Here is a 20,271-nt window from a genome sequence, read left to right on the forward strand (position 1 = left end):
TATGGTTTCCCTGCGATTTCCGATGCACCCTAAATCGATCTGGCGGAGTTATTGCGGCATGGAAACGAAACCACTCCCCAAAGACGCCATATTGGTCGTCAACGCCCATAGTCGCCGCGGGCAGGATAATTTCGCGCAGGCGAAGGAGAAGCTGGAGGCCGCTGGCGTCCGCCTGATCGCCGCCCATGCGGTGGAAGAGCCGGAGAAGATGGCGCAGATCGTGCGGGACGCCGTGGCGAGCGGCGCGCCGATGGTGATCGTGGGCGGTGGCGATGGCTCCATGTCCGGCACGGTGGACGAATTCGTCGGCAAGGATTGCGTCTTCGGCGTGCTGCCGCTGGGGACCGCGAACAGTTTCGCACGGACACTGGGCCTGCCGCTGGACCTGGATGGCGCGGTGCAGGCGATCGCGACTGGCCAACGCCGCCGCGTCGATCTGGGCATGATAGATCAGGATTATTTCGTCAACGCGGCCTCATTGGGCCTGTCTCCGATGATCGGCCAGACCGTGCCGCACAAGCTGAAACGCTATCTGGGACGGATCGGCTATCTGATGTGGGCGGTGAAATGCTCGGTCGGCTTTCGCGCGTTTCGCCTGACCATCGACGATGGCGAAAACGAGCGCCGCATGTGGTCGACCGAGGTGCGCATCCTCAACGGACCCTATCATGGCGGGGTCGAACTGTCGGACCATGCCGATGTCGATACCGGTGAAATTGTAATTCAGGCGGTGGTCGGGCGCAGCAAGCCGCGCCTGGCCTGGGACTGGTACGCCAAATTCTTCAAGCTGCGCGATCGCGACGCCCATACCGAGGAATTTCATGGGCAGTCGTTCAGGATCGAAACCAAGCCGCGCCAGCGCATCTCGATCGACGGCGAAGTGCTGGCGAAGACGCCCGTAACCGTGAAGATCGCGCCGGGTGCGGTCGATGTGGCGGTGCCGGCGGACGGATAGCTCCATCTGTACGCGCAACAAAAAAGGGACCGGAAACCGGCCCCTTTCCTGTTTTGATGTTCGAAAAAGCTTAGCGCTTCGAGAACTGGAAGCTACGACGGGCCTTCGCCTTGCCGTATTTCTTACGCTCGACGACGCGGCTGTCGCGGGTCAGGAAGCCTTCGGCCTTGACCGCGCTGCGCAGCGCGGGCTCATATTTCGTCAGCGCCTGGGCGATGCCATGCTTGACCGCGCCGGCCTGGCCCGACAGGCCGCCGCCCTTCACGGTGGCGATCACGTCATACTGACCGTTGCGATCGGTCACGCCGAACGGCTGGTTGATCACCAGACGCAGGGTCGGACGGGCGAAATAGACTTCCTGATCGCGACCATTGACCGTGATCTTGCCGGTGCCGGGCTTCACCCACACGCGGGCGACGGCATCCTTACGACGGCCGGTCGCATAGGCGCGGCCCTGGGCATCGATTTCCTGCTCGCGCAGCGGCATGGTCGAAACCGGGGGCGCGATCGGCGCAGCGGCTTCTTCACCTTCGACCGCTACGGCAGGCGCGGCGGCGGCGACCGGAGCGGCGGCGGCTTCGGCGGCGATCGCCGCGAGGTCGGACAGGGACTGGCGGTTATCGGACATTATGCACCCACCTTGTTCTTGCGGTTGCGCGACGCGAAGTCGAGCACTTCGGGGTTCTGGGCTTCGTGGGGATGCTCGGTGCCGGCGAAGACGCGCAGGTTGCGCATCTGCTGGCGGCCCAGCGGGCCACGGGGGATCATGCGCTCGATGGCCTTTTCAAGCACGCGCTCGGGGAAACGGCCTTCCAGGATCTTGGCAGGCGTGGTTTCCTTGATGCCGCCGGCATAGCCGGTGTGCTTGTAATAGACCTTGTCCGTCAGCTTCTTGCCGGTGAACTTGACCTTGCCCGCGTTGATGATGATGACATTGTCACCGCAATCGACATGGGGCGTGAAGCTGGTCTTGTGCTTGCCACGCAGGATATTCGCCACGGTCGAAGCGAGACGGCCCACGACGAGGCCGTCGGCGTCGATCAGGACCCACTTCTTTTCGACCGTCGCCGGGGTCGCCGGCTTGGTGGTCTTCATCAGCGCCTTCATGGTGCCAATACTCCAGAATGAAAAAATGAAACCGGGCGCCGTCGCCGACACCCGGAAGTGGGGCGCTAATGACGGGTGAGGCCCGACAAGTCAAGAGATTCGGCCGCTTTGCTGACGGGTAAAATAATACCGCCCTTCATTTGACTGGGGTCAACATCCGGCTTTCGGTCAGGGCGAGCGATCCCACGGCCAAGCTGCGCTGCTGCGTTTCCACCAGCCCGCTGGTGCGCGACAGGCGATAATGGATGCCGACCTGTACGCCTGCGCCCGCCAGTTTCTCCTCCAGGTCCAGCGCATCGGCCGGCTGCCCCACGACGCGCAACGTGCCTTCGACCGGCACTGGCCGGCCCAGCGGCGATCCCGCCACGGTGCGCAGCCCGCGGCCCTCGCCCCCCGCCACGCTGCTGCCTGCGAACAGAAAGAGCGGCTGGACTTCGCCCGCCAGCAGCGCAAGCCGGCCGTCGGGCGACAGGCTGGCGAACAGCCCCTTTACATTGGCGGCCGCCTTGTGCCGCGGGGTATCGGGCGCGAAATTGGCCAGCATCGCGTCGATCCCCGCCTGCGCCTTGGCCCAGACCGCATCGATATCCTCCAGATCGACGATCCGGCCCTGCCCGTTCAGCCGGAACCGCAGCACGACGCCGACCAGCGGGGTCAGCGCGGCGCGATAGGGTTCCGCCCCGGCCGCCGGCGCATCGCTGTCGATGTCGCGCAGCGTCACCTGCAAGATATAGCCCTCGCCCGCCCGTTCGAACCGCATGTCGCGGGTCGCGCTGAACATGCGGGTCGCGCCTTCCACCGGCCGATGCTGCTCGATCCGATAGATCAGCGCCCGGTCGGTGGGCGGTGCGAAAGGGATGGCTATGCCCTGCGCCGCTGCAGGCTGGCCGAGGGCGACAAACGCGGCGACCAGCAGCCGCCTCAACGGCGCGCACCCACGGCATGGGCGCCCCAGGCGGCGGCGGCGACCAGCAGCGCGCCGACCGCCTGGTGCAGCACGGCGAGCGGCAGCGCGATGCCGCTGATGACGGTGGCGATGCCCAGCAGGATTTGCGTGCCGACCGCCGCGTTGATCGCGATCGATGCGCCCCGCTGCCCGGCCTGTTTCGCGCGCCGCGCCAGCACGACCAGCGCCACGGCGGCGACCCAGGCCCACCAGCGATGCAGGAAATGGACGAGGTAGGGATCGCTCGACACCGTGGCCCAGAGCGACCCCAGCCACTGGATGCCTTCGGGCACGACATGGTCGTTCATCAGCGGCCAGGTGTTCGACACATAGCCCGCATCCAGGCCGGCGGTGAAGGCCCCCAGCATCAACTGGACCAGCAGCACCAGCAGCACCAGCAGCGCGAAAGGACGCAGCGCAGCAGGACGCGCCCGCGGCGATCGCGCCAGCGCGCGCAGGTCGAGCGCGGTCCACACCAGGCCGCCGATGATGAACAGCGCCGTCAGCAGATGCACCGCCAGCCGGTAATGGCTGACGTCGGTGCGCACCGACAGGCCCGACTTCACCATCCACCAGCCGATCGCCCCCTGCAACCCGCCCAGCGCCAGCAAGGCGACCAGCCGAGCGCCATAGCCCGCGGGGATCGCCCGCCGCGCCGCGAACCAGAGCAGCGGCAAGGCGAAGGCGACGCCGATCAGGCGGCCGAGTAGCCGATGCGCCCATTCCCAGAAGAATATGAACTGGAAATCGCCCAGAGTCATGCCGCGGTTGATCTGCTGATATTCGGGGATCTGCTGATAGAGGCGAAACGCCTCCATCCACTGGTCATGGGTCAGCGGCGGAATGGCGCCGGTGATCGGCTTCCACTGCGTAATCGACAGGCCGGATTCGGTCAGCCGGGTGATGCCGCCCACGACCACCATGCAGAAGACCAGCAGGGCGACGACCAGCAACCAGCGGGCGATGGCGGCGGGACGCGAAACGGGCGGAGCGGCGCGGGTGAAGGGAGACACTGTCATGCCGGGTCCATGCGCTCATGCCCTGCCCTTTTCAAGCCGTCCCGCCCGACATTGCCCATGGACAAATCAGCCCAGCCGCTGGCAGGGGTGGGGAAACAAAAGCCCCGGCGGGCGTATCATCCTAACTTGGTTTAATGCAGGGACTTTTCATGATCGCCGCATCGACGGGAACAGCCGCGATGATCGCCGCACAGGGACCGATCGGCGCTCTGACCGCCCGGCTGGACACAGCCTCCCCTCTCGGCCCGGTCGATGGCTGGTCGCCCATCCTCGTCTCTACCGTGCGCCTCATGCTGTCTTCTAAAGCGGAGATCGTGCTGTTCTGGGGGTCTGATTTCTGCGCGCTTTATAATGAATCCTACGCGCCAACGATCGGCGACAAGCATCCCCTGGCGCTGGGCCGCCCGGCGCGTGAAGGCTGGCGTGAGTTGTGGGACGATCTTGGTCCGCTGCTCCGGTCCGTCCTCGACACCGGAGAAACCATCCACGCAAAGGACCGCGCCTTCTATATCGAGCGTGACGGCGGGCGCGGCGAGGACGTCTATTTCGACATCAGCTATTCCCCCGTGTTCGAAGCCGACGGGTCGATCGGCGGCGTGTTGTGCATCGTCAGCGAGACGACCAAGCGCGTGCTGGCGGAACGGGCCATGCTGGCCGATCGCAACCGGCTCTGGGCGCTGGCGCGCGACCCGTTCCTGATCGCCGACACGACCGGCGTCTGGCTCGCGGCCAGCCCGGCCTGGACCGAGATATTGGGCTGGACCGAGGCGGAACTGATCGGCCGCACCGCCGAATGGATGGAGCATCCCGACGACATCCAGCCAACCCGCGATCAGATTGACGGGCTGGCGCACGGCCAGCCGGTGCTGCGCTTCGACAATCGGTTTCGCACCCGCGACGGCGATTATCGCACCTTCAGTTGGACCGCAGTCTCCCAAGACGACATCGTCTATGCCGTCGCCCGCGACGTCACTGAGCAGCGCGCCCATGCCCGCGCGCTGGCCGACGCCGAAGCTGCGCTGCGCCAGGCGCAGAAGATGGAGACGCTGGGTCAGTTGACCGGCGGCGTGGCGCATGATTTCAATAACCTGCTACAGATCGTGACCGGCAATCTGGAACTGTTGCAACGCGCCTTGCCCGCCGACGACACAAGGCTCCAGCGTATGATCGGGCGCGCCGCGGCCGGGGCGGACCGCGCGGCGGTGCTGACGCAGCGGTTGCTCGCCTTCTCCCGCCGCCAGCCGCTCGACCCGCGACCGACCGATCCCAACCGACTGGTCGCCGGCATGTCCGACATGCTACACCGGACGCTCGGCGAGACCGTCAGCGTGACAACGATGGACGCGCCCGAACCCTGGCCCATCGCCGTCGACGTCAACCAGATGGAAAATGCGCTGCTCAATCTGGCGGTCAACGCCCGCGACGCAATGCCGGACGGAGGCAAGCTGACGATCGAAGTGTCCAACAGCTATATCGATGCGCAGCAGGCCGCGCGCGAAACCGACCTGGCGCCCGGCCCCTATGTGATGATCGGCGTGTCGGACACCGGCGAAGGCATGGACGGCGCGACGCTGGCGCAAGCGATCGAGCCTTTCTTCACCACCAAGGATGTCGGGCGCGGCACCGGCCTTGGCCTGTCGATGGTCTACGGCTTTATCAAACAGTCCGGCGGCCATATGCGGGTCTATTCGGAGCCGGGCCAGGGCACCAGCGTCATGCTCTATCTGCCGCGCCATCATGGCTGCACGACCATGGAGGACGCGCAGGAAACGCCTGCGTTCGCGGCGACGGGCGGACAGGAAACCATCTTGCTATGCGAGGATGACGATAATGTCCGCGCTTATTCGCATGAAGCGCTGCGCGACCTTGGCTATCATGTCATCCCTGCGGCCGACGGCGCGGCCGCGCTGGCGGCGCTGGAGGCGGCCGAGGGACCGGTCGACCTGCTTTTCACCGATGTCGTGCTGCCCGGCGGCATGACCGGCGCCGATCTGGCCGCCACGGCCAAGCTGCGCTGGCCTGGCCTCAAGATCCTGTTCACCACCGGCTATGCCCGCAACGCCATCGTCCATCACGGCCGGCTGGACGAAGGCGTCGACCTGCTGACCAAGCCCTTCAGCTATGCCGATCTCGCCGCCAAGGTTCGGGATGTGCTGGACAGGCCTGCGGACGTGCCCGAAACGGTCGCCTGACTGTCAGCGCAGGGTCGCCTGCCACGCCGCGACCAGATCGCGGCCGCGCTGGCCGACCGTCGCCGCGTCGTCACCCGGCTTGTAGAGCGCGCCGCCCACGCCGATGCCTTCGCAGCCGCCCGCCAGCCATTCGCCGATCGTGTCCGCGCCGGTGCCGCCCACGGCCCACACGCCCACCTCGCGCGGCAGCACGTCCTTGACCGCCTTCACATAGGCCGCGCCCAGACGGGCCGCCGGGAACAGCTTGATCCGCTTCGCCCCTGCCGCGATGGCGGCGAAGGCTTCGCTGGGCGTCATGAAGCCGGGCAGCAGGTCCAGCCCCAATGCCGCGCCGCGCGCGATCACCGCCGGATTGGTGTTGGGGGTGACCATGATGCGCCCGCCCGCATCATGTAGCGCCTCGACCGCCTCGACGCTCAGCACCGTGCCGGCGCCGATCAGCGCGCGGTCGCCAAATTCGCCCTGCATCGCCGCGATGCTGGCCAGCGGATCGGGCGAATTGAACGGCACTTCCAAAATGCGGATGCCCGCATCGACCAAAGCGGCGCTCACGTCGATCGCCTCGTCGGGCCTTATGCCGCGCAGGATCGCGCAGATGGGCGGCGCGCCATCGGCCAGCAGGTCGTCCAGGGTCATGCTATTAAATCTCCCTCAGGCCAAGGCCGGCGAGCGCACAGGCGTCGCCGTCCAGCATGTGTGTCGTCACGCCCTGCCTGTCCAGCGCCTGCGCATAGCGGGCGGACAGGCGCGCATCGCCGATCAGGATGATGCTGTCCGTTACCCCCAGCGTGTCGCGCATCTCCGCGACCTCGCATCCGATCAGCAGACCGGACAGATAGCCCAGCGCCCAGTCGGGCGAGCGCCCCTGGCGCAGCCGCATGGCGCGCGCCGCGAACAACGACTGCAACAGCTTCCCGTCATGCGCGCGGTCCAGCCCCTCGGCGAAGCCGGCGGCTTCTTCGACCGGGTTGGCGGCACCGACCTTCAGACCCAGGGTCGAATGGTCGCGCAGCAGCGCGAAGATTTCGCCGGTGGGCATGGTGCGAAAGGCGGTGATGCGGCCATCTTCAACCAGCGACCATTTATTGTGGGTGCCGGGCAGGACGATCATGTGCCGTCCCGCACCCAGCGCCGGGTCACGGGCAATCGCCCCGAATATCTGGGTTTCCTCGCCCCGCATGACATCGGCGATGCCGTCAGCGCCCTGGCAGGCCAGGCCCGCCATGATGGCGACCGGCGCGCCGCTCCAGTCGAAGCGCATCGCCGCCTGCCGCCATAGCGCCGCATCGGCGGGGCAATCCGCGTAGGGCGCCTCGACCCAGCCTTCGCGCGCGCCCGCCATGCCGCACAGGGTGATCGATCCGGGCAAACCGTCAGTCAGCCAGGGCGCGATCGTATCGGCGAAGGCCGCCTCCGCCGCGCCGCGCACAGCGCCGATCCCAGGCCCGTCGCACCGCGCCGTCAAGACGCCGTTTTCGACCCGGAACAGCCGCAGACGGCTTGTCCCCCAATCGCCGACGACGGCATAGCCGTTCATCGACACACCGTCGACTCCCTCTGTATGGTAGCGCTCACATTTTCTCTTTTCGGGTGCTTGAATTTCTATTTGTCTGAGTATATCAGGAGGCGGAGCGCGTCAACGCGCCATGCCCAATTTTTGCGTCAGCCATTTCTTGAATCAGGATGCCCCGATGAGCGATTCGCCCAAGACCTTCCCCAAGCTGCGCAGCCGCGCCTGGTTCGACAACCCGGACAATATCGACATGACCTCGCTCTATCTGGAGCGCTATCTGAACTTCGGCCTGAGCCTGGACGAACTGCGCAGCGGCAAGCCGATCATCGGCATCGCCCAGACGGGCAGCGACCTGTCGCCCTGCAACCGCCATCATATCGTGCTGGCCGAACGGATGCGCGAAGGCATCCGCGAAATGGGCGGCATCGCGCTCGAATTTCCCGTCCATCCGATCCAGGAAACCGGCAAGCGGCCCACGGCAGGCCTCGACCGTAACCTCGCCTATCTGGGCCTGGTCGAAGCGATGTACGGCTATCCGCTCGACGGCGTGATCCTGACCACCGGCTGCGACAAGACCACGCCTGCGCTGCTGATGGCCGCCGCCACCGTCAACATCCCCGCCATCGCTCTGTCGGTCGGCCCGATGCTGAACGGCTGGTTCAAGGGCGAGCGCACCGGGTCGGGCACGATCGTCTGGAAGGGGCGCGAGTTGCTGGCCGCCGGCAAGATCGATGACGAAGGCTTCATCAAGCTCGTCGCCTCGTCCGCGCCGTCGACCGGCTATTGCAACACGATGGGCACGGCATCGACCATGAACAGCCTGGCCGAAGCATTGGGCATGATGCTGCCGGGTTCCGCCGCGATTCCCGCCCCTTATCGCGATCGCCAGGAAGTCGCTTACCTGACCGGCAAGCGCATCGTCGAAATGGTCGCCGAAGACCTCAAGCCCTCGGACATCATGACGCTGGACGCCTTCCACAACGCCATCGTCGTCAATTCGGCGATCGGCGGATCGACCAATGCGCCGATCCACCTGTCCGCCATCGCCCGCCATATGGGCGTCGACCTGCCGCTCAAGGATTGGGAGACGGTCGGGCATAAGGTGCCGCTGCTGGTCAACCTCCAGCCCGCCGGCGAGTATCTGGGCGAGGATTATTATCGCGCCGGCGGCGTTCCCGCCGTGGTCAGCCAGTTGATCGACCAGGGTCTGATCCGGACAAGCGCGATGACCGTCAATGGCAAGACCATGGGCGAAAATTGCAAGGGCGTGGAGATCGAGGATGAGAAGGTCATCCGTCCGTTCGACCAGCCGCTGGTCACGGACGCCGGCTTCCTCGTCCTGTCGGGCAATCTGTTCGACGCCGCCGTCATGAAGACCAGCGTCATCAGCGTCGAGTTCCGCGATCGTTACCTGTCCAACCCCGACGATCCCGAAGCCTTCGAAGGCCCGGCGGTCGTGTTCGACGGGCCGGAGGATTATCATCACCGGATCGACGATCCGGCCACCGGCATCACCGCCAACTCGCTGATGTTCATGCGCGGCGCCGGGCCGATCGGCTATCCGGGCGCGGCAGAAGTCGTGAACATGCGTCCGCCCGCCTATCTCATCACCGAAGGCGTCAGCGCTCTGCCCTGCATCGGCGATGGTCGCCAGTCGGGCACGTCGGGCAGCCCGTCCATCCTCAACGCCTCGCCCGAAGCGGCGGCAATGGGGGGCCTGGCCCTGCTGGAAACCGGCGACCGGGTCCGCATGGACCTGAAAGCCGGTACGGTGAACGTCCTGATTTCGGACGAGGAACTGGCCGAGCGCCGGGCGAAGCTGGAGGCCGCGGGCGGCTTCCAATATCCCGCCTCGCAAACCCCCTGGCAGGAAATCCAGCGGTCGGTCGTCGGCCAGTTGAACACCGGCGCCATATTGGAAGGCGCGGAGAAATATCAGCGCATCGCCCAGACCATGGGCCTGCCGCGCGACAACCACTGATCCGTTGAAGGCGGGGGCGTCCATCGCCATCTGCAGCGCCCCCCACCTTAACCGCCTTTGCATCACCTGCGCCGGAAATCGATCAGCGCTTCCCGGCGCGAGCATCTAACCAAATTCCATTGCCCCCTATTCAGGAGAACATCATGTTCAACGGAGCCATCCTCATCGGCGCGAGCGAGCGCACCGGCGGCGCGCCTTTCTACGCCATCGACCCATCGAGCGGCGCGAAGGGCGAGGTCGCCTTTTCCAACGCATCGATCGCCGATGTCGCGGATGCGACCGCGCTGGCCGACGCCGCGTTCGAAACCTTCTCCACCCTGACCCCCGACGCGCGCGCCACCTTCCTGGAAAGCGTCGCCGACCAGATCGTCGCCATCGGCGACCTGCTCATCACCACCGCGATGAGCGAATCCGGCCTGCCGCGCGGTCGTCTGGAGGGCGAACGCGGCCGCACCGTCGGCCAGTTGCGCCTGTTCGCCAGCTACGTCCGCCAGGGCGACTGGCTGGACGCCACCATCGACAAGGCGCTGCCCGACCGCGCGCCGCTGCCCCGCAGCGACCTGCGCCGCGTCAACCAGGCGCTTGGTCCCGTCGCCGTGTTCGGCGCATCCAACTTCCCGCTCGCCTTCTCGGTCGCGGGCGGTGACACCGCGTCCGCCTTCGCCGCCGGTTGCCCGGTCGTGGTGAAGGGCCATCCCGCCCATCCCGGCACCGGCGAGCTGGTCGCCCGCGCGATCATCGCGGCCGTCGCGGCTTGCGGCCTGCCCGAAGGCGTCTTCTCCTACCTGCCCGGCACCACCAATGATCTGGGTGGCGCGCTGGTCGCCGATCCGCATATCAAGGCGGTGGGCTTCACCGGATCGCGCGGCGGCGGCATTGCGCTGATGCAGATTGCGGCCAAGCGCGAAGAGCCGATCCCGGTCTATTCGGAAATGTCGTCGATCAACCCGGTCGTCCTGCTGCCCGGTGCGCTCGCTGCGCGCGCCGAAGCACTGGGCACCGCATTCGTCGGTTCCATGTCGCTGTTCGCCGGCCAGTTCTGCACCAATCCCGGCATGGTGATTGCGCTCGACAGCCCCGATCTCGACACGTTCGTCGCCTCAGCGGCCAAGGCGCTGTCGGCCAATGCGGCGCAGGTCATGCTGACGCCCGGCATCCACGCCGCCTATGAAAAGGGCGTCGAGGCACTGGCCAGCGCGGACGGCGTCACTACCGTCGCGCGCGGCACCGAAGCGGACGGCGCCAATCGCGGCCAGTCCGCCTTCTTCGCCACCGCGTCCGACCAGTTCCGCGCCAACCCGGCGCTGGCGCATGAAGTGTTCGGCGCGTCCTCGATCCTGGTGAAGTGCGCCACGATCGAGGACGTGATCGCCACCATCGCCGATCTGGAAGGCCAGTTGACCGCGACGCTCCAGATGGAAGCCAGCGATGCGGACAATGCCGCCAAGCTGTTGCCCACGCTGTCGCGCAAGGTCGGCCGCGTCCTCGCCAATGGCTGGCCCACCGGCGTCGAAGTGACCCATGCCATGGTGCATGGCGGCCCCTTCCCCTCGACCTCGGACGGCCGTTCGACCTCGGTCGGCACCTTGGCGATGATGCGCTTCCTGCGTCCCGTCTGCTATCAGGACCTGCCCGACGCGCTGTTGCCGCCCGCATTGCAGGCCGCCAACCCCTGGGGCCTGACGCGCCGTAACGAAGGCAAGCTGGAACTGGCCGCATGACGATCAGGGCAGGTCTGGTAGGGCTCGGCAAGATCGCGCGCGATCAGCACCTGCCCGCCATCGAAAAGATCGACGGCATCGACCTGGTCGCCGTCGCCAGCCGCAACGCGCAGGGGGAAGGGGTGAATAATTACCCCGACCTCGGCGCGATGCTGGCGGGCGAACCCGACCTCGACGCCGTCATCCTGTGCCAGCCGCCGCAGGTCCGCTATCATGCGGCCCGGCAGGCGTTGCTGGCGGGCAAGCATGTATTTCTGGAAAAACCGCCGGGCGCGACCGTGTCCGAAGTGGAGGCGCTGATCGTGCTGGCCAAGGCGCAGGGCGTCACGCTCTACGCCAGCTGGCACAGCCGCTATGCCGCCGCCGTCGCGCAGGCGAAAGCCTGGATCGCGGAGCGCAAGGTCGAGCGGATCGACATTCAGTGGCGCGAGGATGTCCGTCACTGGCATCCGGGCCAGCCCTGGATCTGGGAAGCGGGCGGCTTTGGCGTGTTCGATCCGGGCATCAACGCCCTGTCGATCCTGACCGAAATCGTCGGCGAACCGATCACCGTGCTATCGGCCGAACTGGAAGTGCCGTCCAACAAGCAGGCGCCGATCGGCGCGACGCTGGCCATGGCGACGGCATCCGGTGCCGCGATCGACACCCTGTTCGACTGGCGCCAGACCGGGCCGCAGACCTGGGACATTGCGGTCGAGACGGACAAGGGCAGCCTGCTCCTGTCCGAAGGCGGCAATACGCTGCGTCTGGACGGCGAAGTGCAGATGAAGGCGCAGGACGAGGAATATCCGATCATGTACCGCCGTTTCGTGCGCCTGGTGGCGGACAGGGCGATCGACGCCGATACCGCGCCGCTGCGTCTGGTGGCGGACGCCTTTCTTTGCGGACGGCATTGCCCTACGGCAGCATTTGAGGACTAGACTATAGGAGCGGGGATTTGGGTAGCGGGCGCAAGATCGGATCGGAGGAAGGCGTGCTGCGCATCCATCAGACGATCGCCCGCGACCTGGGCACCGCGATCCTTACGGGCAAGCATCGCCCAGGCGAATTGTTCGAGGGTGAGATCGAGGCGTCGGAGCGCCTCGGCGTCTCCCGCACCGCCTATCGCGAGGCGGTGCGCATCCTGATCGCCAAGGGGATGCTGGAAAGCCGCCCCAAGGCCGGCACCCGCGTCCTGCCGCGCAGTCGCTGGAACGTGCTCGACCCCGAAATGCTGGCCTGGATGTTCGCAGGGGAACCGGACGCCAATTTCATCCACGACCTGTTCGAACTGCGCGGCGTGATCGAACCGGCCGCCGCCGAATTCGCCGCCCGCCGCCGCACCGACGAGCAACTGGCGACGATGGAGGCCGCGCTGGCGGAAATGGGCCGCTTCGGCCTGTCGACGCCCGACGGCCGCGCCGCAGACCAGCGTTTCCACCATGCCATCCTGGCCGCCACCCATAATGACGCGCTGGAGGCGCTGGCCAGTTCGGTTGGCGCGGCGGTCAGTTGGACCACGACCTTCAAGCATCGCAAGAAGCTGTTGCCCCGTGATCCCCTGCCCGACCATCGCGCCGTGTTCCAGGCGATCGCCGCCCGCGACACCGCCGCCGCGCGCACAGCCATGGCCGAACTGCTGCGCCTGGCACTGGCGGACATGGATATCGCGCTGGCGGAGCCGGGCCGGTAAGTACATCATGATGTTCCCGCGCTGGCGGGAACCCAGCACCGCCCTCGCGATCATCGGCCGGCTTGGGACTGGGCTCCCGCCTGCGCGGGATGGCGCTCACCCCAATATGAATTCCACCCCCGCCTTGGCGTGGATGCTGGTGCAATCATAGATGGGCAGGACATTGGCCTTCACGTCCACGATCAGCTCCAATTCGGTGCAGGCCAGCACCACCGCCTGCACATCCTCCTTCGCGATGTCGGTCAGTTCCGACTTCATATAGCGTTCGGATTCCTTGCTCACCTTCCCCACGGTCAGTTCGTCATAGACGATCCTGTCGATCCGTTCGGCCAGTTCCATGTCGGCGGGCAGCAGCGAAATGCCATGCGCGACCAGCCGCTGGCGATAGAATTTCTCGGTCATCACGTTGCGCGTGCCGATCAGCGCCGCCTTTTCGATGCCGTCCGCCTTCATCTTCTTGCCGACGATATCGGCGATATGCAGGATCGGGATGCCGACCGCCGCCTGCACCCGGTCATAGACGCGATGCATCGAATTGGCGCAGATCAACAGCGCGCCTGCGCCGCCCTGCTCCAGCCTCTGGGCCGCGCCGATCAGCTGCCCTGCCGCGCAGTCCCAGTCATTTTCCGTGGCGCAGCGCGCGACTTCGGCGAAATCCAGGCTCTCGATCAGCAACGGCGCACTATGCTGCCCGCCCAGCGCGCGGTGGACCGCCTGGTTGATGATGGCATAATAGCGCGCGGTGGAGGTCCAGCTAAGGCCGCCGATCAGGCCGAGTTTGTGCATATACGTCTCCGCTGCGGGAATGATTTGCCCATAGCGTTAGGGTAAGCCCGCCCCGCTGGGCAAGGCTCTTGATGCGATCCGCCGCGCGCGCCATGCCAGACGCAGCCCGGCGACGCCCGCCATGCCGCCCGCCACGACCATTGCACTATTGCCGATAGCAAAGCCCAGCGCCGCCGCCGCCCAACCCGCGCCGCTGCCAAGCAGGGCAAGTCCGCCCGGCCTGCGACCGACCGCCAAGGCCAGCGCGCCCGCCAGCGTCATCGCGCCCAAAGCAAAGCCGAGCGTCAGCAATAGGCCATCGTCGGCGGCCAAGCCGAACGCGCCGGGATTGCGCCACAGGGTCGCGGCCATGGCCATCGCCGCCACGCCCAGCAGGCCGTGGCCCGCGAGCATCAGCCGGGGCAAGGCCGCCACCGCGCTGCGCCGCGCCAGCAACAGACCGATGCCGCCGCCGATCACGACCACGCTCACCATTTCCGGCAGGTTGACGACATCATGGCTATAGACCGCCGCCGCCGCCCCGGTCACGATGCCCGCCATCGCCCAGCGATTGCCATGGCCGCCGCTACGCAGCGACAACCCCAGCAACAACAGCGCGGCGGAGAATAGATAGGCGCCCGCCACCACGGGCGATGGACCGATGCCATTCAGTTGCGCGCCCAGCCATGCAGGGCCGACAGGGGGGATCATCCGTCCACCCCGTCATCACCGTCACCATCCGGCGTCAGGCCGCGTTCTGGCACGCCCAGCAACAGGACGCTCGCGGCGCTGGCGCATAGCAGGGCGATCAGGGCGATGTAGCGCGCCGTCGCGCTGCCCGCTTCGGCGGCGGCGATCAGCGCGCCGACGAACAGGATGGCGGCCACGCCGCCCGTTCCCGATCGCCAAGCCGGACGATCGGAGTCCGTCCCCGGCCGGGCGGCGATATAGCCGCCCGCACAGGCGGCCAGGAACAGGGGCAGCAACGCCAGCGCGCCCGTCATGCGCGCCCGCCGGTCATTACGCCCTGCGGCAAGCGGATCAGGCGATCAGCAGCACCACCAGCGCGGCGAGCGCGACGCTGACGATCGTGCCCCATTTGACGAAGCCGACGAAGCTTCCATAAGTCTGGTTCGCGGCCTTCATATTGCTGTCCGACGCCATATCCTGTCCCCTTGTCCTGTCGATGTTGGCCCACCTCTTATCGTCTGGGGGCCGCGCCCTCAACCCGCCGCCTTCAAGAAAATTCGTCGCAGTTAAGCCCGCCTTTACCCCCTGCGCTTACCATCGCCTGCGGGTTGCATATGAGGGATTTGATGGCGCGCGACGGCGTACCGATGCTGATGCTGATCGACGATGAACCGGCGCAGCGACGTCTGGTGTCGGCGCTGGGAGCGCGTGCGGGATGGCGCACCATCTTCGCCGCCGACGGCGAAACCGCCATTGCGACGCTAGGCACGCAGGACGGGATGCAGCTTGACGCCATCATCCTGGACCAATGGAGCCCGGACTATGAGCCATCGGGCCTGATCCGCGAAATTCGTAGTCGGCGCCCGGCGCTGCCGATCCTGATCCTGACCGCGCATAACAATGTCGCCATCGCCGTAGAGGCGATGCGGGCGGGCGCTACCGATTATCTGTCCAAGCCGATCGCGCCCGAAAGGTTGCTCGCCGCCTTGAACGCGACGCTGGCCGAAGGCGCCGCGGCGGGCGAATTGCGTCCGCTCACCGAAAAGATCACCGCCCCCCTCTCGTTCGAGGATGTGGTCGGTTCCGCCCCGCAATTCCGCGCCGCCCTGGCCATCGCGGCCAAGGCCGCCCGCGCCCGCGTGCCCGTGCTGATCGAGGGCGAAAGCGGCGTCGGCAAGGATGTCATCGCCCGCGCCATCCATGCCGCTTCCCCCCGCCACAAACAGGCGATGGTGACCGTCAATTGCGGCGCGATTCCGGCCAACCTCGTCGAATCGGAACTGTTCGGCCATGAGCGTGGCGCCTTCACCGGCGCGTTCGACCGCCATGTCGGCAAGTTCGCCAGCGCCGACATGGGCACGCTCTTCCTCGATGAAGTCAGCGAAATGCCGCTGGACGCGCAGGTCAAGCTGCTGCGGGTGTTGCAGGATGGCGAAGTCCAGCCGATCGGCGCGCGCCGCCCAGTCCATGTCGATGTCCGCGTCATCGCCGCGACCAACAAGCGGCTGATCGAGGAGGTCGAGGCCGGCAATTTCCGCGAGGATCTTTATTACCGCCTCAACGTCGTCCAGCTCACCGTCCCGCCCTTGCGCGAACGCATGGGCGACATTCCCGCGCTTTGCCGCCATCTGCTCGCCCGCATCGCCACCCAGCCGGGGCTGCGCGGGCTGGGCGTCACCGATGATGCGCTGGCGCTGTTGATGCAACATGGCTGGCCGGGCAATGTCCGCCAGCTCCAGAACGCCCTCTTCCGCGCTGCCGTCCTGTGCGAGGGCGATGCGCTGACGCCGCAGGATTTCCCGCAGATCGCGTCGCAGATCCAGGCCGGGGCCAGCATATTGTCGTTGCGCCCGCGCGCCGCCAGCCAGCCGCATCGCGACGGCGCGGGCATCACTTTGTTCGAAGGCGACGGCCATGTCCGCCAACTAGCCGAGATCGAGGCCGACGTCATCCGTCTCGCCATCGGCCATTATCGCGGCCGTATGACGGAAGTCGCCCGGCGGCTGGGTATCGGCCGCTCAACCCTCTATCGCAAGCTGGCCGAACTGGGCATCGACAGCGCCGCCTGAACGGCCGATAAGAACGGATAAGCGAAGCGGCCGGCTTACGCCGTTGAATTATCCGCGTGGCTATGCTTTGGATTGCGCCATGAAACACGCCGCCCGTTCCGCCTCTTTGGCCGCCTGCCTCCCCCTCCTCCTGCTATTCGCCTGTGGCCGGTCCGAACCGGTCGCAGACATGCCGACCCAGGAGGAACTGGCCGCGGCCGCCAACGCCGCAGCGGCCAATGCGATCGCCAACGCCACGGCCGAGGACACCGACAATCGCAATTATGTGAACCAGACACGCGGCTTTTCCATCACCTTCCCCGAAGGCTGGACCGTAGACAAGGCCGCCAGCACCGCCGACGGCGCGGTCTATCAAGACCCCGGCGCCGGCGCGGACGTGCGGGTATTCTGGCAGAAGAACGACAATGACCAGACGCTCCAGCAGATTGTGGAAGCGGTCAACGACAGCGCCGAAGGCGTGGATGGCGATTTCGTCGGCGAGAATGAATATCGCGGCACCGCCAATGACGGCGAAGGTAATAATGTCGCGATCCGCCTGCTCAAGCAGCCCGACGGCGCGATCGTGACCGCCACTTTCGTCTATCCCGAAATGCTGAGCGAACAATATCAGGGTATCGCCGAGCAGACGCTGGCCAGTCTGCGCAGCTTCGCGCGGAAGGACGGGACGACGCCTGCGCCAGCGGCCGTCCCCGCCCCGGCGGCCAACGCCAACTGACCCCGCGCCGCGCATGATCGGCCCGTTCGCTCCCGCCGACCAGCAGGGCGTGCTGGACCTGATCCTGTCGATCCAGCGCGACGAATATGGCATCGCCATTACCGCGGCCGACCAGCCGGACCTGAGCGACATTCCCGCCTATTACGGGCCGGGCGCGGGCGGCTTCTGGGTCGCGCGGGCAAACGGTCGCTTGGTCGGCACGGTCGCGCTGAAGGATATCGGATCGGGCGCTGTCGCCCTGCGCAAGATGTTCGTCGCCGCCAGCCATCGCGGCCGCGCGGCGGGCGTGGCGCAGGCGCTACTCGACACGGCTCTGGCGGCCGCCCGCGACCGGGGCGTGACCCAAATCTGGCTTGGCACCACCGACCGCTTCGTTGCCGCGCACCGCTTCTACGAGAAGAACGGCTTTGCGCGGGTGGAGGCGGAAGCGCTGCCGCCCGACTTCCCCAAGATGGCCGTCGATAACCGATTCTATGCGCGCTTGGTAGTTTGAAGTCGGGCCGGCCAAACCCGCCTAAACCGCGCTCAATCCCGCATCCGCCAGCCCGCGCCACAAGTGAAGCGCCTGCACGCTTTCGCGGACATCATGCACCCGCACCATCTGCGCGCCCAGTTGCGCCGCGCGGAAGCCCAGCGCGACCGATCCGCCCAGCCGATCCGCCGCCGGCGCTTCGTTCGACAGCGCCCCGATCAACCGCTTGCGGCTCCCTGCGAACAGCAGCGGCACGCCCAGCGCCTGGAAAGTCGCCAGGCCGTTCACCAGCGCCAGATTGTCGGCCAGGCTCTTGCCGAAGCCCAGCCCCGGATCGACCATGATCCGGTCGCGCGCAATCCCCGCCCCCTCGCACGCGGCGATCCGCGCCTCCAGATGGTCGAACACGTCGGCGACGACATCGCCATAACCGCCCGGATTGTCATGCGGATCGTCGCCAGCGGATGGGGCGTGCATCAGGATCACCGGGCATCGCGCGCGCGCCACCACCTCCAGGCTGCGCGGATCATGCGCAAGCGCGCTGACATCGTTGACGACAGCGGCGCCCGCCGCCAGCGCCGCCTCCATCACGCCCGCCTTGCGCGTATCGACCGACACCGGCACGCCCGCCGCCGCCAGCCGCTCGATCACCGGGGCGATGCGCGCGATCTCGTCGCCCTCCCAGACCTTAGGCGCGCGCGGCCGGGTCGATTCGCCGCCCACGTCGATCAGCGCCGCCCCCGCCGCCGCCATCGCGAAGCCGGCATCCGCCGCCGCCTGGGGATCGCCGACATGCTTGCCGCCGTCGGAGAAGCTGTCGGGCGTGACGTTCAATATCGCCATCACCTGCGGCGCGTCGAAGCGGATCGTGCGGTCGCCCAGCACCAGCGGAGCGCGGAGCGCGGAGATATGCGCCGCCAGCCGCTGCGCCCGCGCCGCCAGCGCATCGGGCAGTCCCGCAATGGCCGCATCGAAATCCGCCACCGGCACCACGATCCGCGCGATCCGTCGCGCGCCGTCGAAGGCGCTCAGTTCATAGCCCTGGAACCAGATCAGCCCATTGCCCATCCGCGCCACCGACCCGTCGGGCAAGCCGATCGGCGTCGGCACGAACCATGTGGGCTTCAGGTAGAGGCGGGCGTGGGGCGGGATGGCAGGAAGGGTCATCATTTCTCCCGTTCGCCCTGAGCGAAGTCGAAGGGCCACACTGAGCGGAGCGAAGTCGCTTCCCTTCGGTCAGCGGCAGGCTTCGACTTCGCCCAGCCCAAGCGGAATTGCAAGGATGAGGCTAAGGCTCGTTCGCCAGCAAATAGGTCTGCCGCAGCGTGTCGATCGGCTGCAACTTGCCCTCGACCTCCACATGCCAGAAGGTCCAGCCGTTGCAGCTTGGCGCATTTTGCAGCGTCGCGCCCATCTTGTGGATCGACCCGGTATCGGCCCCCACCAGCAGCGAACCGTCGGCGCGGACCTCCGCTTGCCAGCGACGCTTGGCATCGCGCAATATAGCGCCCGGCGTCAGATAGCCCGTCTCGACCAGCGTGCCGAACGCCACCTTGGGCTGCTGGCGCGCGGTCTGCATGATGGTCAGCGCGCTTTCGTCCAGCGGCAGCGCCGCCTCGATCCGCTCCAGCGCGACCTCGATATAATCATCCTCGCGCTCGATGCCGATCCATTTGCGGCCCAACCGCTTGGCGACTGCGCCCGTAGTGCCGGTGCCGAAAAAGGGATCAAGCACCACGTCGCCCGGCTTGGTGCAGGCCAGCATCACGCGATAGAGCAGCGCTTCGGGCTTCTGCGTCGGGTGCGCCTTGGCGCCGTTGCGCTTCAGCCGTTCCTGCCCGCCGCAAATCGGCAGCACCCAGTCGGAGCGCATCTGCAACTCGTCGTTCAGCGTCTTCATCGCCTTGTAGTTGAACGTATATTTGGCGTCCTCGCCCTGGCTCGCCCAGATCAGCGTCTCATGCGCATTGGTGAAGCGCGTGCCCTTGAAATTGGGCATCGGGTTGGACTTGCGCCAGATGATGTCGTTGAGGATCCAGAAGCCTTCGTCCTGGAGCGCGGTGCCGACGCGGAAGATATTATGATAGCTGCCGATCACCCATATCGAACCGTTGGGCTTCAAGATACGGCGCGCTTCGCGCAGCCACGCCTTGGTGAAGCGGTCATAGCTGCCCAGCGTGTCGAACTTGTCCCAGTCATTGTCGACCGCGTCGACGCGGCCGCCTTCGGGCCGGAACAGGTCGCCGCCCAGTTGCAGATTATAGGGCGGATCGGCGAAGATCATGTCGATGCAATTGTCGGGCAGCTTGGCCATTTCCGAGATGCAATCGCCGCGCAGCAGGGTGTCGGTCGCGATCTGGGCCGCGTCGACCACGACCGGCCGTGCCGTCTTCTTCCGCCGCGGCGCCGCGACGCGCTCCATTACACCCATATGCAAAAGCCCCCGAATTCGTT

Annotated in this window: 21 protein-coding genes; 9 read left to right on the plus strand and 12 right to left on the minus strand. The window is 66.7% G+C overall.

Annotated elements, in window-relative coordinates; translation table 11 throughout:
* Window positions 1-58: 58 nt before the first annotated feature.
* The gene (locus sphantq_RS05640; RefSeq protein ID WP_272799790.1) at window positions 59-955 is read left to right on the plus strand and encodes a diacylglycerol/lipid kinase family protein; all 897 of its coding nucleotides are present in this window, start codon (window positions 59-61) and stop codon (window positions 953-955) included.
* A 70-nt stretch (window positions 956-1,025) separates the two neighbouring features.
* Here sphantq_RS05640 and rpsI read toward each other — a convergent pair whose 3' ends face one another.
* The 4 genes from rpsI to sphantq_RS05660 form a co-directional block, all read right to left on the minus strand.
* A complete protein-coding gene (gene rpsI, locus sphantq_RS05645) occupies window positions 1,026-1,583 on the minus strand; it encodes a 30S ribosomal protein S9 (RefSeq protein WP_272799791.1) in 558 nt (185 codons plus the stop codon).
* Window positions 1,583-2,062, minus strand: coding sequence for a 50S ribosomal protein L13 (gene rplM, locus sphantq_RS05650; RefSeq protein WP_082679079.1), 480 nt, complete (start codon window positions 2,060-2,062; stop codon window positions 1,583-1,585). Before rplM ends, rpsI begins: the two co-directional genes overlap by 1 nt.
* 136 nt (window positions 2,063-2,198) lie before the next feature.
* Entirely contained in the window at window positions 2,199-2,987 is a 789-nt protein-coding gene (locus sphantq_RS05655) for a hypothetical protein (RefSeq protein WP_272799792.1), read from the minus strand.
* Entirely contained in the window at window positions 2,984-4,027 is a 1,044-nt protein-coding gene (locus tag sphantq_RS05660; RefSeq protein ID WP_272799793.1) for a COX15/CtaA family protein, read from the minus strand. The genes sphantq_RS05655 and sphantq_RS05660 overlap by 4 nt, the downstream gene beginning before the upstream one ends.
* 149 nt (window positions 4,028-4,176) lie before the next feature.
* Here sphantq_RS05660 and sphantq_RS05665 point away from each other — a divergent pair, with 149 nt between their 5' ends.
* Window positions 4,177-6,219 carry a hybrid sensor histidine kinase/response regulator gene (locus sphantq_RS05665; protein WP_272799794.1) on the plus strand — a complete coding sequence of 681 codons (2,043 nt, stop codon included), beginning with the start codon at window positions 4,177-4,179 and terminating at the stop codon, window positions 6,217-6,219.
* A 3-nt stretch (window positions 6,220-6,222) separates the two neighbouring features.
* Here sphantq_RS05665 and sphantq_RS05670 read toward each other — a convergent pair whose 3' ends face one another.
* Together sphantq_RS05670 and sphantq_RS05675 are read right to left on the minus strand one after the other, a co-directional pair.
* Entirely contained in the window at window positions 6,223-6,855 is a 633-nt protein-coding gene (locus tag sphantq_RS05670) for a 2-dehydro-3-deoxy-6-phosphogalactonate aldolase (protein ID WP_272799795.1), read from the minus strand.
* Between the two features lie 4 nt (window positions 6,856-6,859).
* On the minus strand, window positions 6,860-7,756 hold the full coding sequence (locus sphantq_RS05675) for a 2-dehydro-3-deoxygalactonokinase (protein WP_272799796.1): 897 nt from the start codon (window positions 7,754-7,756) through the stop codon (window positions 6,860-6,862).
* Between the two features lie 154 nt (window positions 7,757-7,910).
* On the opposite strand from sphantq_RS05675, the gene sphantq_RS05680 reads away from it, so the two are divergent.
* The 4 genes from sphantq_RS05680 (at window position 7,911) to sphantq_RS05695 (ending at window position 13,106) form a co-directional block, all read left to right on the plus strand.
* The gene (locus tag sphantq_RS05680) at window positions 7,911-9,713 is read left to right on the plus strand and encodes an IlvD/Edd family dehydratase (RefSeq protein WP_272799797.1); all 1,803 of its coding nucleotides are present in this window, start codon (window positions 7,911-7,913) and stop codon (window positions 9,711-9,713) included.
* A 143-nt stretch (window positions 9,714-9,856) separates the two neighbouring features.
* The gene (locus sphantq_RS05685) at window positions 9,857-11,434 is read left to right on the plus strand and encodes an aldehyde dehydrogenase (NADP(+)) (RefSeq protein WP_272799798.1); all 1,578 of its coding nucleotides are present in this window, start codon (window positions 9,857-9,859) and stop codon (window positions 11,432-11,434) included.
* Window positions 11,431-12,354, plus strand: coding sequence for a Gfo/Idh/MocA family protein (locus sphantq_RS05690; protein ID WP_272799799.1), 924 nt, complete (start codon window positions 11,431-11,433; stop codon window positions 12,352-12,354). The genes sphantq_RS05685 and sphantq_RS05690 overlap by 4 nt, the downstream gene beginning before the upstream one ends.
* A gap of 17 nt (window positions 12,355-12,371) precedes the next feature.
* On the plus strand, window positions 12,372-13,106 hold the full coding sequence (locus tag sphantq_RS05695) for a FadR/GntR family transcriptional regulator (RefSeq protein ID WP_066604259.1): 735 nt from the start codon (window positions 12,372-12,374) through the stop codon (window positions 13,104-13,106).
* A 96-nt stretch (window positions 13,107-13,202) separates the two neighbouring features.
* Here the strand turns inward: sphantq_RS05695 and sphantq_RS05700 are convergent, their stop codons facing one another.
* The 4 genes from sphantq_RS05700 to sphantq_RS05715 are packed head-to-tail and all read right to left on the minus strand — an operon-like array spanning window position 13,203 to window position 15,035.
* Complete coding sequence (locus sphantq_RS05700) at window positions 13,203-13,892, minus strand: aspartate/glutamate racemase family protein (RefSeq protein ID WP_129927093.1); 690 nt, start codon at window positions 13,890-13,892, stop codon at window positions 13,203-13,205.
* A gap of 36 nt (window positions 13,893-13,928) precedes the next feature.
* Window positions 13,929-14,582 (minus strand): NAD(P)(+) transhydrogenase (Re/Si-specific) subunit beta, encoded by a 654-nt coding sequence (locus sphantq_RS05705; protein WP_272799800.1) that lies wholly within the window; start codon window positions 14,580-14,582, stop codon window positions 13,929-13,931.
* Complete coding sequence (locus sphantq_RS05710; RefSeq protein WP_066604269.1) at window positions 14,579-14,875, minus strand: hypothetical protein; 297 nt, start codon at window positions 14,873-14,875, stop codon at window positions 14,579-14,581. The genes sphantq_RS05705 and sphantq_RS05710 overlap by 4 nt, the downstream gene beginning before the upstream one ends.
* A gap of 37 nt (window positions 14,876-14,912) precedes the next feature.
* Complete coding sequence (locus tag sphantq_RS05715; protein WP_066604273.1) at window positions 14,913-15,035, minus strand: aa3-type cytochrome c oxidase subunit IV; 123 nt, start codon at window positions 15,033-15,035, stop codon at window positions 14,913-14,915.
* Between the two features lie 152 nt (window positions 15,036-15,187).
* Here sphantq_RS05715 and sphantq_RS05720 point away from each other — a divergent pair, with 152 nt between their 5' ends.
* From sphantq_RS05720 to sphantq_RS05730, 3 genes are all read left to right on the plus strand, one after another.
* Window positions 15,188-16,630, plus strand: a complete 1,443-nt coding sequence (locus tag sphantq_RS05720) for a sigma-54-dependent transcriptional regulator (protein ID WP_066605617.1) — start codon at window positions 15,188-15,190, stop codon at window positions 16,628-16,630.
* Window positions 16,631-16,709: 79 nt separating this feature from the next.
* Window positions 16,710-17,345, plus strand: a complete 636-nt coding sequence (locus tag sphantq_RS05725) for a hypothetical protein (protein ID WP_272799801.1) — start codon at window positions 16,710-16,712, stop codon at window positions 17,343-17,345.
* 13 nt (window positions 17,346-17,358) lie between these two features.
* The gene (locus sphantq_RS05730) at window positions 17,359-17,838 is read left to right on the plus strand and encodes a GNAT family N-acetyltransferase (protein ID WP_066604276.1); all 480 of its coding nucleotides are present in this window, start codon (window positions 17,359-17,361) and stop codon (window positions 17,836-17,838) included.
* Between the two features lie 21 nt (window positions 17,839-17,859).
* Here the strand turns inward: sphantq_RS05730 and folP are convergent, their stop codons facing one another.
* Complete coding sequence (gene folP / locus sphantq_RS05735) at window positions 17,860-18,984, minus strand: dihydropteroate synthase (protein WP_066605623.1); 1,125 nt, start codon at window positions 18,982-18,984, stop codon at window positions 17,860-17,862.
* A 121-nt stretch (window positions 18,985-19,105) separates the two neighbouring features.
* Entirely contained in the window at window positions 19,106-20,248 is a 1,143-nt protein-coding gene (locus sphantq_RS05740) for a site-specific DNA-methyltransferase (protein WP_066604279.1), read from the minus strand.
* Between the last annotated feature and the right edge of the window lie 23 nt (window positions 20,249-20,271).

Source organism: Sphingobium sp. AntQ-1 (genome assembly GCF_028538045.1).
GTDB lineage: Bacteria > Pseudomonadota > Alphaproteobacteria > Sphingomonadales > Sphingomonadaceae > Sphingobium > Sphingobium cupriresistens.

What these genes read in the sequence shown, in the direction of transcription:
- sphantq_RS05640 (WP_272799790.1), top strand. Translation starts at nt 59, where the DNA reads ATGGAAACGAAACCACTCCCCAAAGACGCCATATTGGTCGTCAACGCC.
- rpsI (WP_272799791.1), bottom strand. Translation starts at nt 1,583, where the DNA reads ATGTCCGATAACCGCCAGTCCCTGTCCGACCTCGCGGCGATCGCCGCC.
- rplM (WP_082679079.1), bottom strand. Translation starts at nt 2,062, where the DNA reads ATGAAGGCGCTGATGAAGACCACCAAGCCGGCGACCCCGGCGACGGTC.
- sphantq_RS05660 (WP_272799793.1), bottom strand. Translation starts at nt 4,027, where the DNA reads ATGACAGTGTCTCCCTTCACCCGCGCCGCTCCGCCCGTTTCGCGTCCC.
- sphantq_RS05665 (WP_272799794.1), top strand. Translation starts at nt 4,177, where the DNA reads ATGATCGCCGCATCGACGGGAACAGCCGCGATGATCGCCGCACAGGGA.
- sphantq_RS05670 (WP_272799795.1), bottom strand. Translation starts at nt 6,855, where the DNA reads ATGACCCTGGACGACCTGCTGGCCGATGGCGCGCCGCCCATCTGCGCG.
- sphantq_RS05675 (WP_272799796.1), bottom strand. Translation starts at nt 7,756, where the DNA reads ATGAACGGCTATGCCGTCGTCGGCGATTGGGGGACAAGCCGTCTGCGG.
- sphantq_RS05680 (WP_272799797.1), top strand. Translation starts at nt 7,911, where the DNA reads ATGAGCGATTCGCCCAAGACCTTCCCCAAGCTGCGCAGCCGCGCCTGG.
- sphantq_RS05685 (WP_272799798.1), top strand. Translation starts at nt 9,857, where the DNA reads ATGTTCAACGGAGCCATCCTCATCGGCGCGAGCGAGCGCACCGGCGGC.
- sphantq_RS05690 (WP_272799799.1), top strand. Translation starts at nt 11,431, where the DNA reads ATGACGATCAGGGCAGGTCTGGTAGGGCTCGGCAAGATCGCGCGCGAT.
- sphantq_RS05700 (WP_129927093.1), bottom strand. Translation starts at nt 13,892, where the DNA reads ATGCACAAACTCGGCCTGATCGGCGGCCTTAGCTGGACCTCCACCGCG.
- sphantq_RS05705 (WP_272799800.1), bottom strand. Translation starts at nt 14,582, where the DNA reads ATGATCCCCCCTGTCGGCCCTGCATGGCTGGGCGCGCAACTGAATGGC.
- sphantq_RS05710 (WP_066604269.1), bottom strand. Translation starts at nt 14,875, where the DNA reads ATGACGGGCGCGCTGGCGTTGCTGCCCCTGTTCCTGGCCGCCTGTGCG.
- sphantq_RS05715 (WP_066604273.1), bottom strand. Translation starts at nt 15,035, where the DNA reads ATGGCGTCGGACAGCAATATGAAGGCCGCGAACCAGACTTATGGAAGC.
- sphantq_RS05720 (WP_066605617.1), top strand. Translation starts at nt 15,188, where the DNA reads ATGGCGCGCGACGGCGTACCGATGCTGATGCTGATCGACGATGAACCG.
- sphantq_RS05725 (WP_272799801.1), top strand. Translation starts at nt 16,710, where the DNA reads ATGAAACACGCCGCCCGTTCCGCCTCTTTGGCCGCCTGCCTCCCCCTC.
- sphantq_RS05730 (WP_066604276.1), top strand. Translation starts at nt 17,359, where the DNA reads ATGATCGGCCCGTTCGCTCCCGCCGACCAGCAGGGCGTGCTGGACCTG.
- folP (WP_066605623.1), bottom strand. Translation starts at nt 18,984, where the DNA reads ATGACCCTTCCTGCCATCCCGCCCCACGCCCGCCTCTACCTGAAGCCC.
- sphantq_RS05740 (WP_066604279.1), bottom strand. Translation starts at nt 20,248, where the DNA reads ATGGGTGTAATGGAGCGCGTCGCGGCGCCGCGGCGGAAGAAGACGGCA.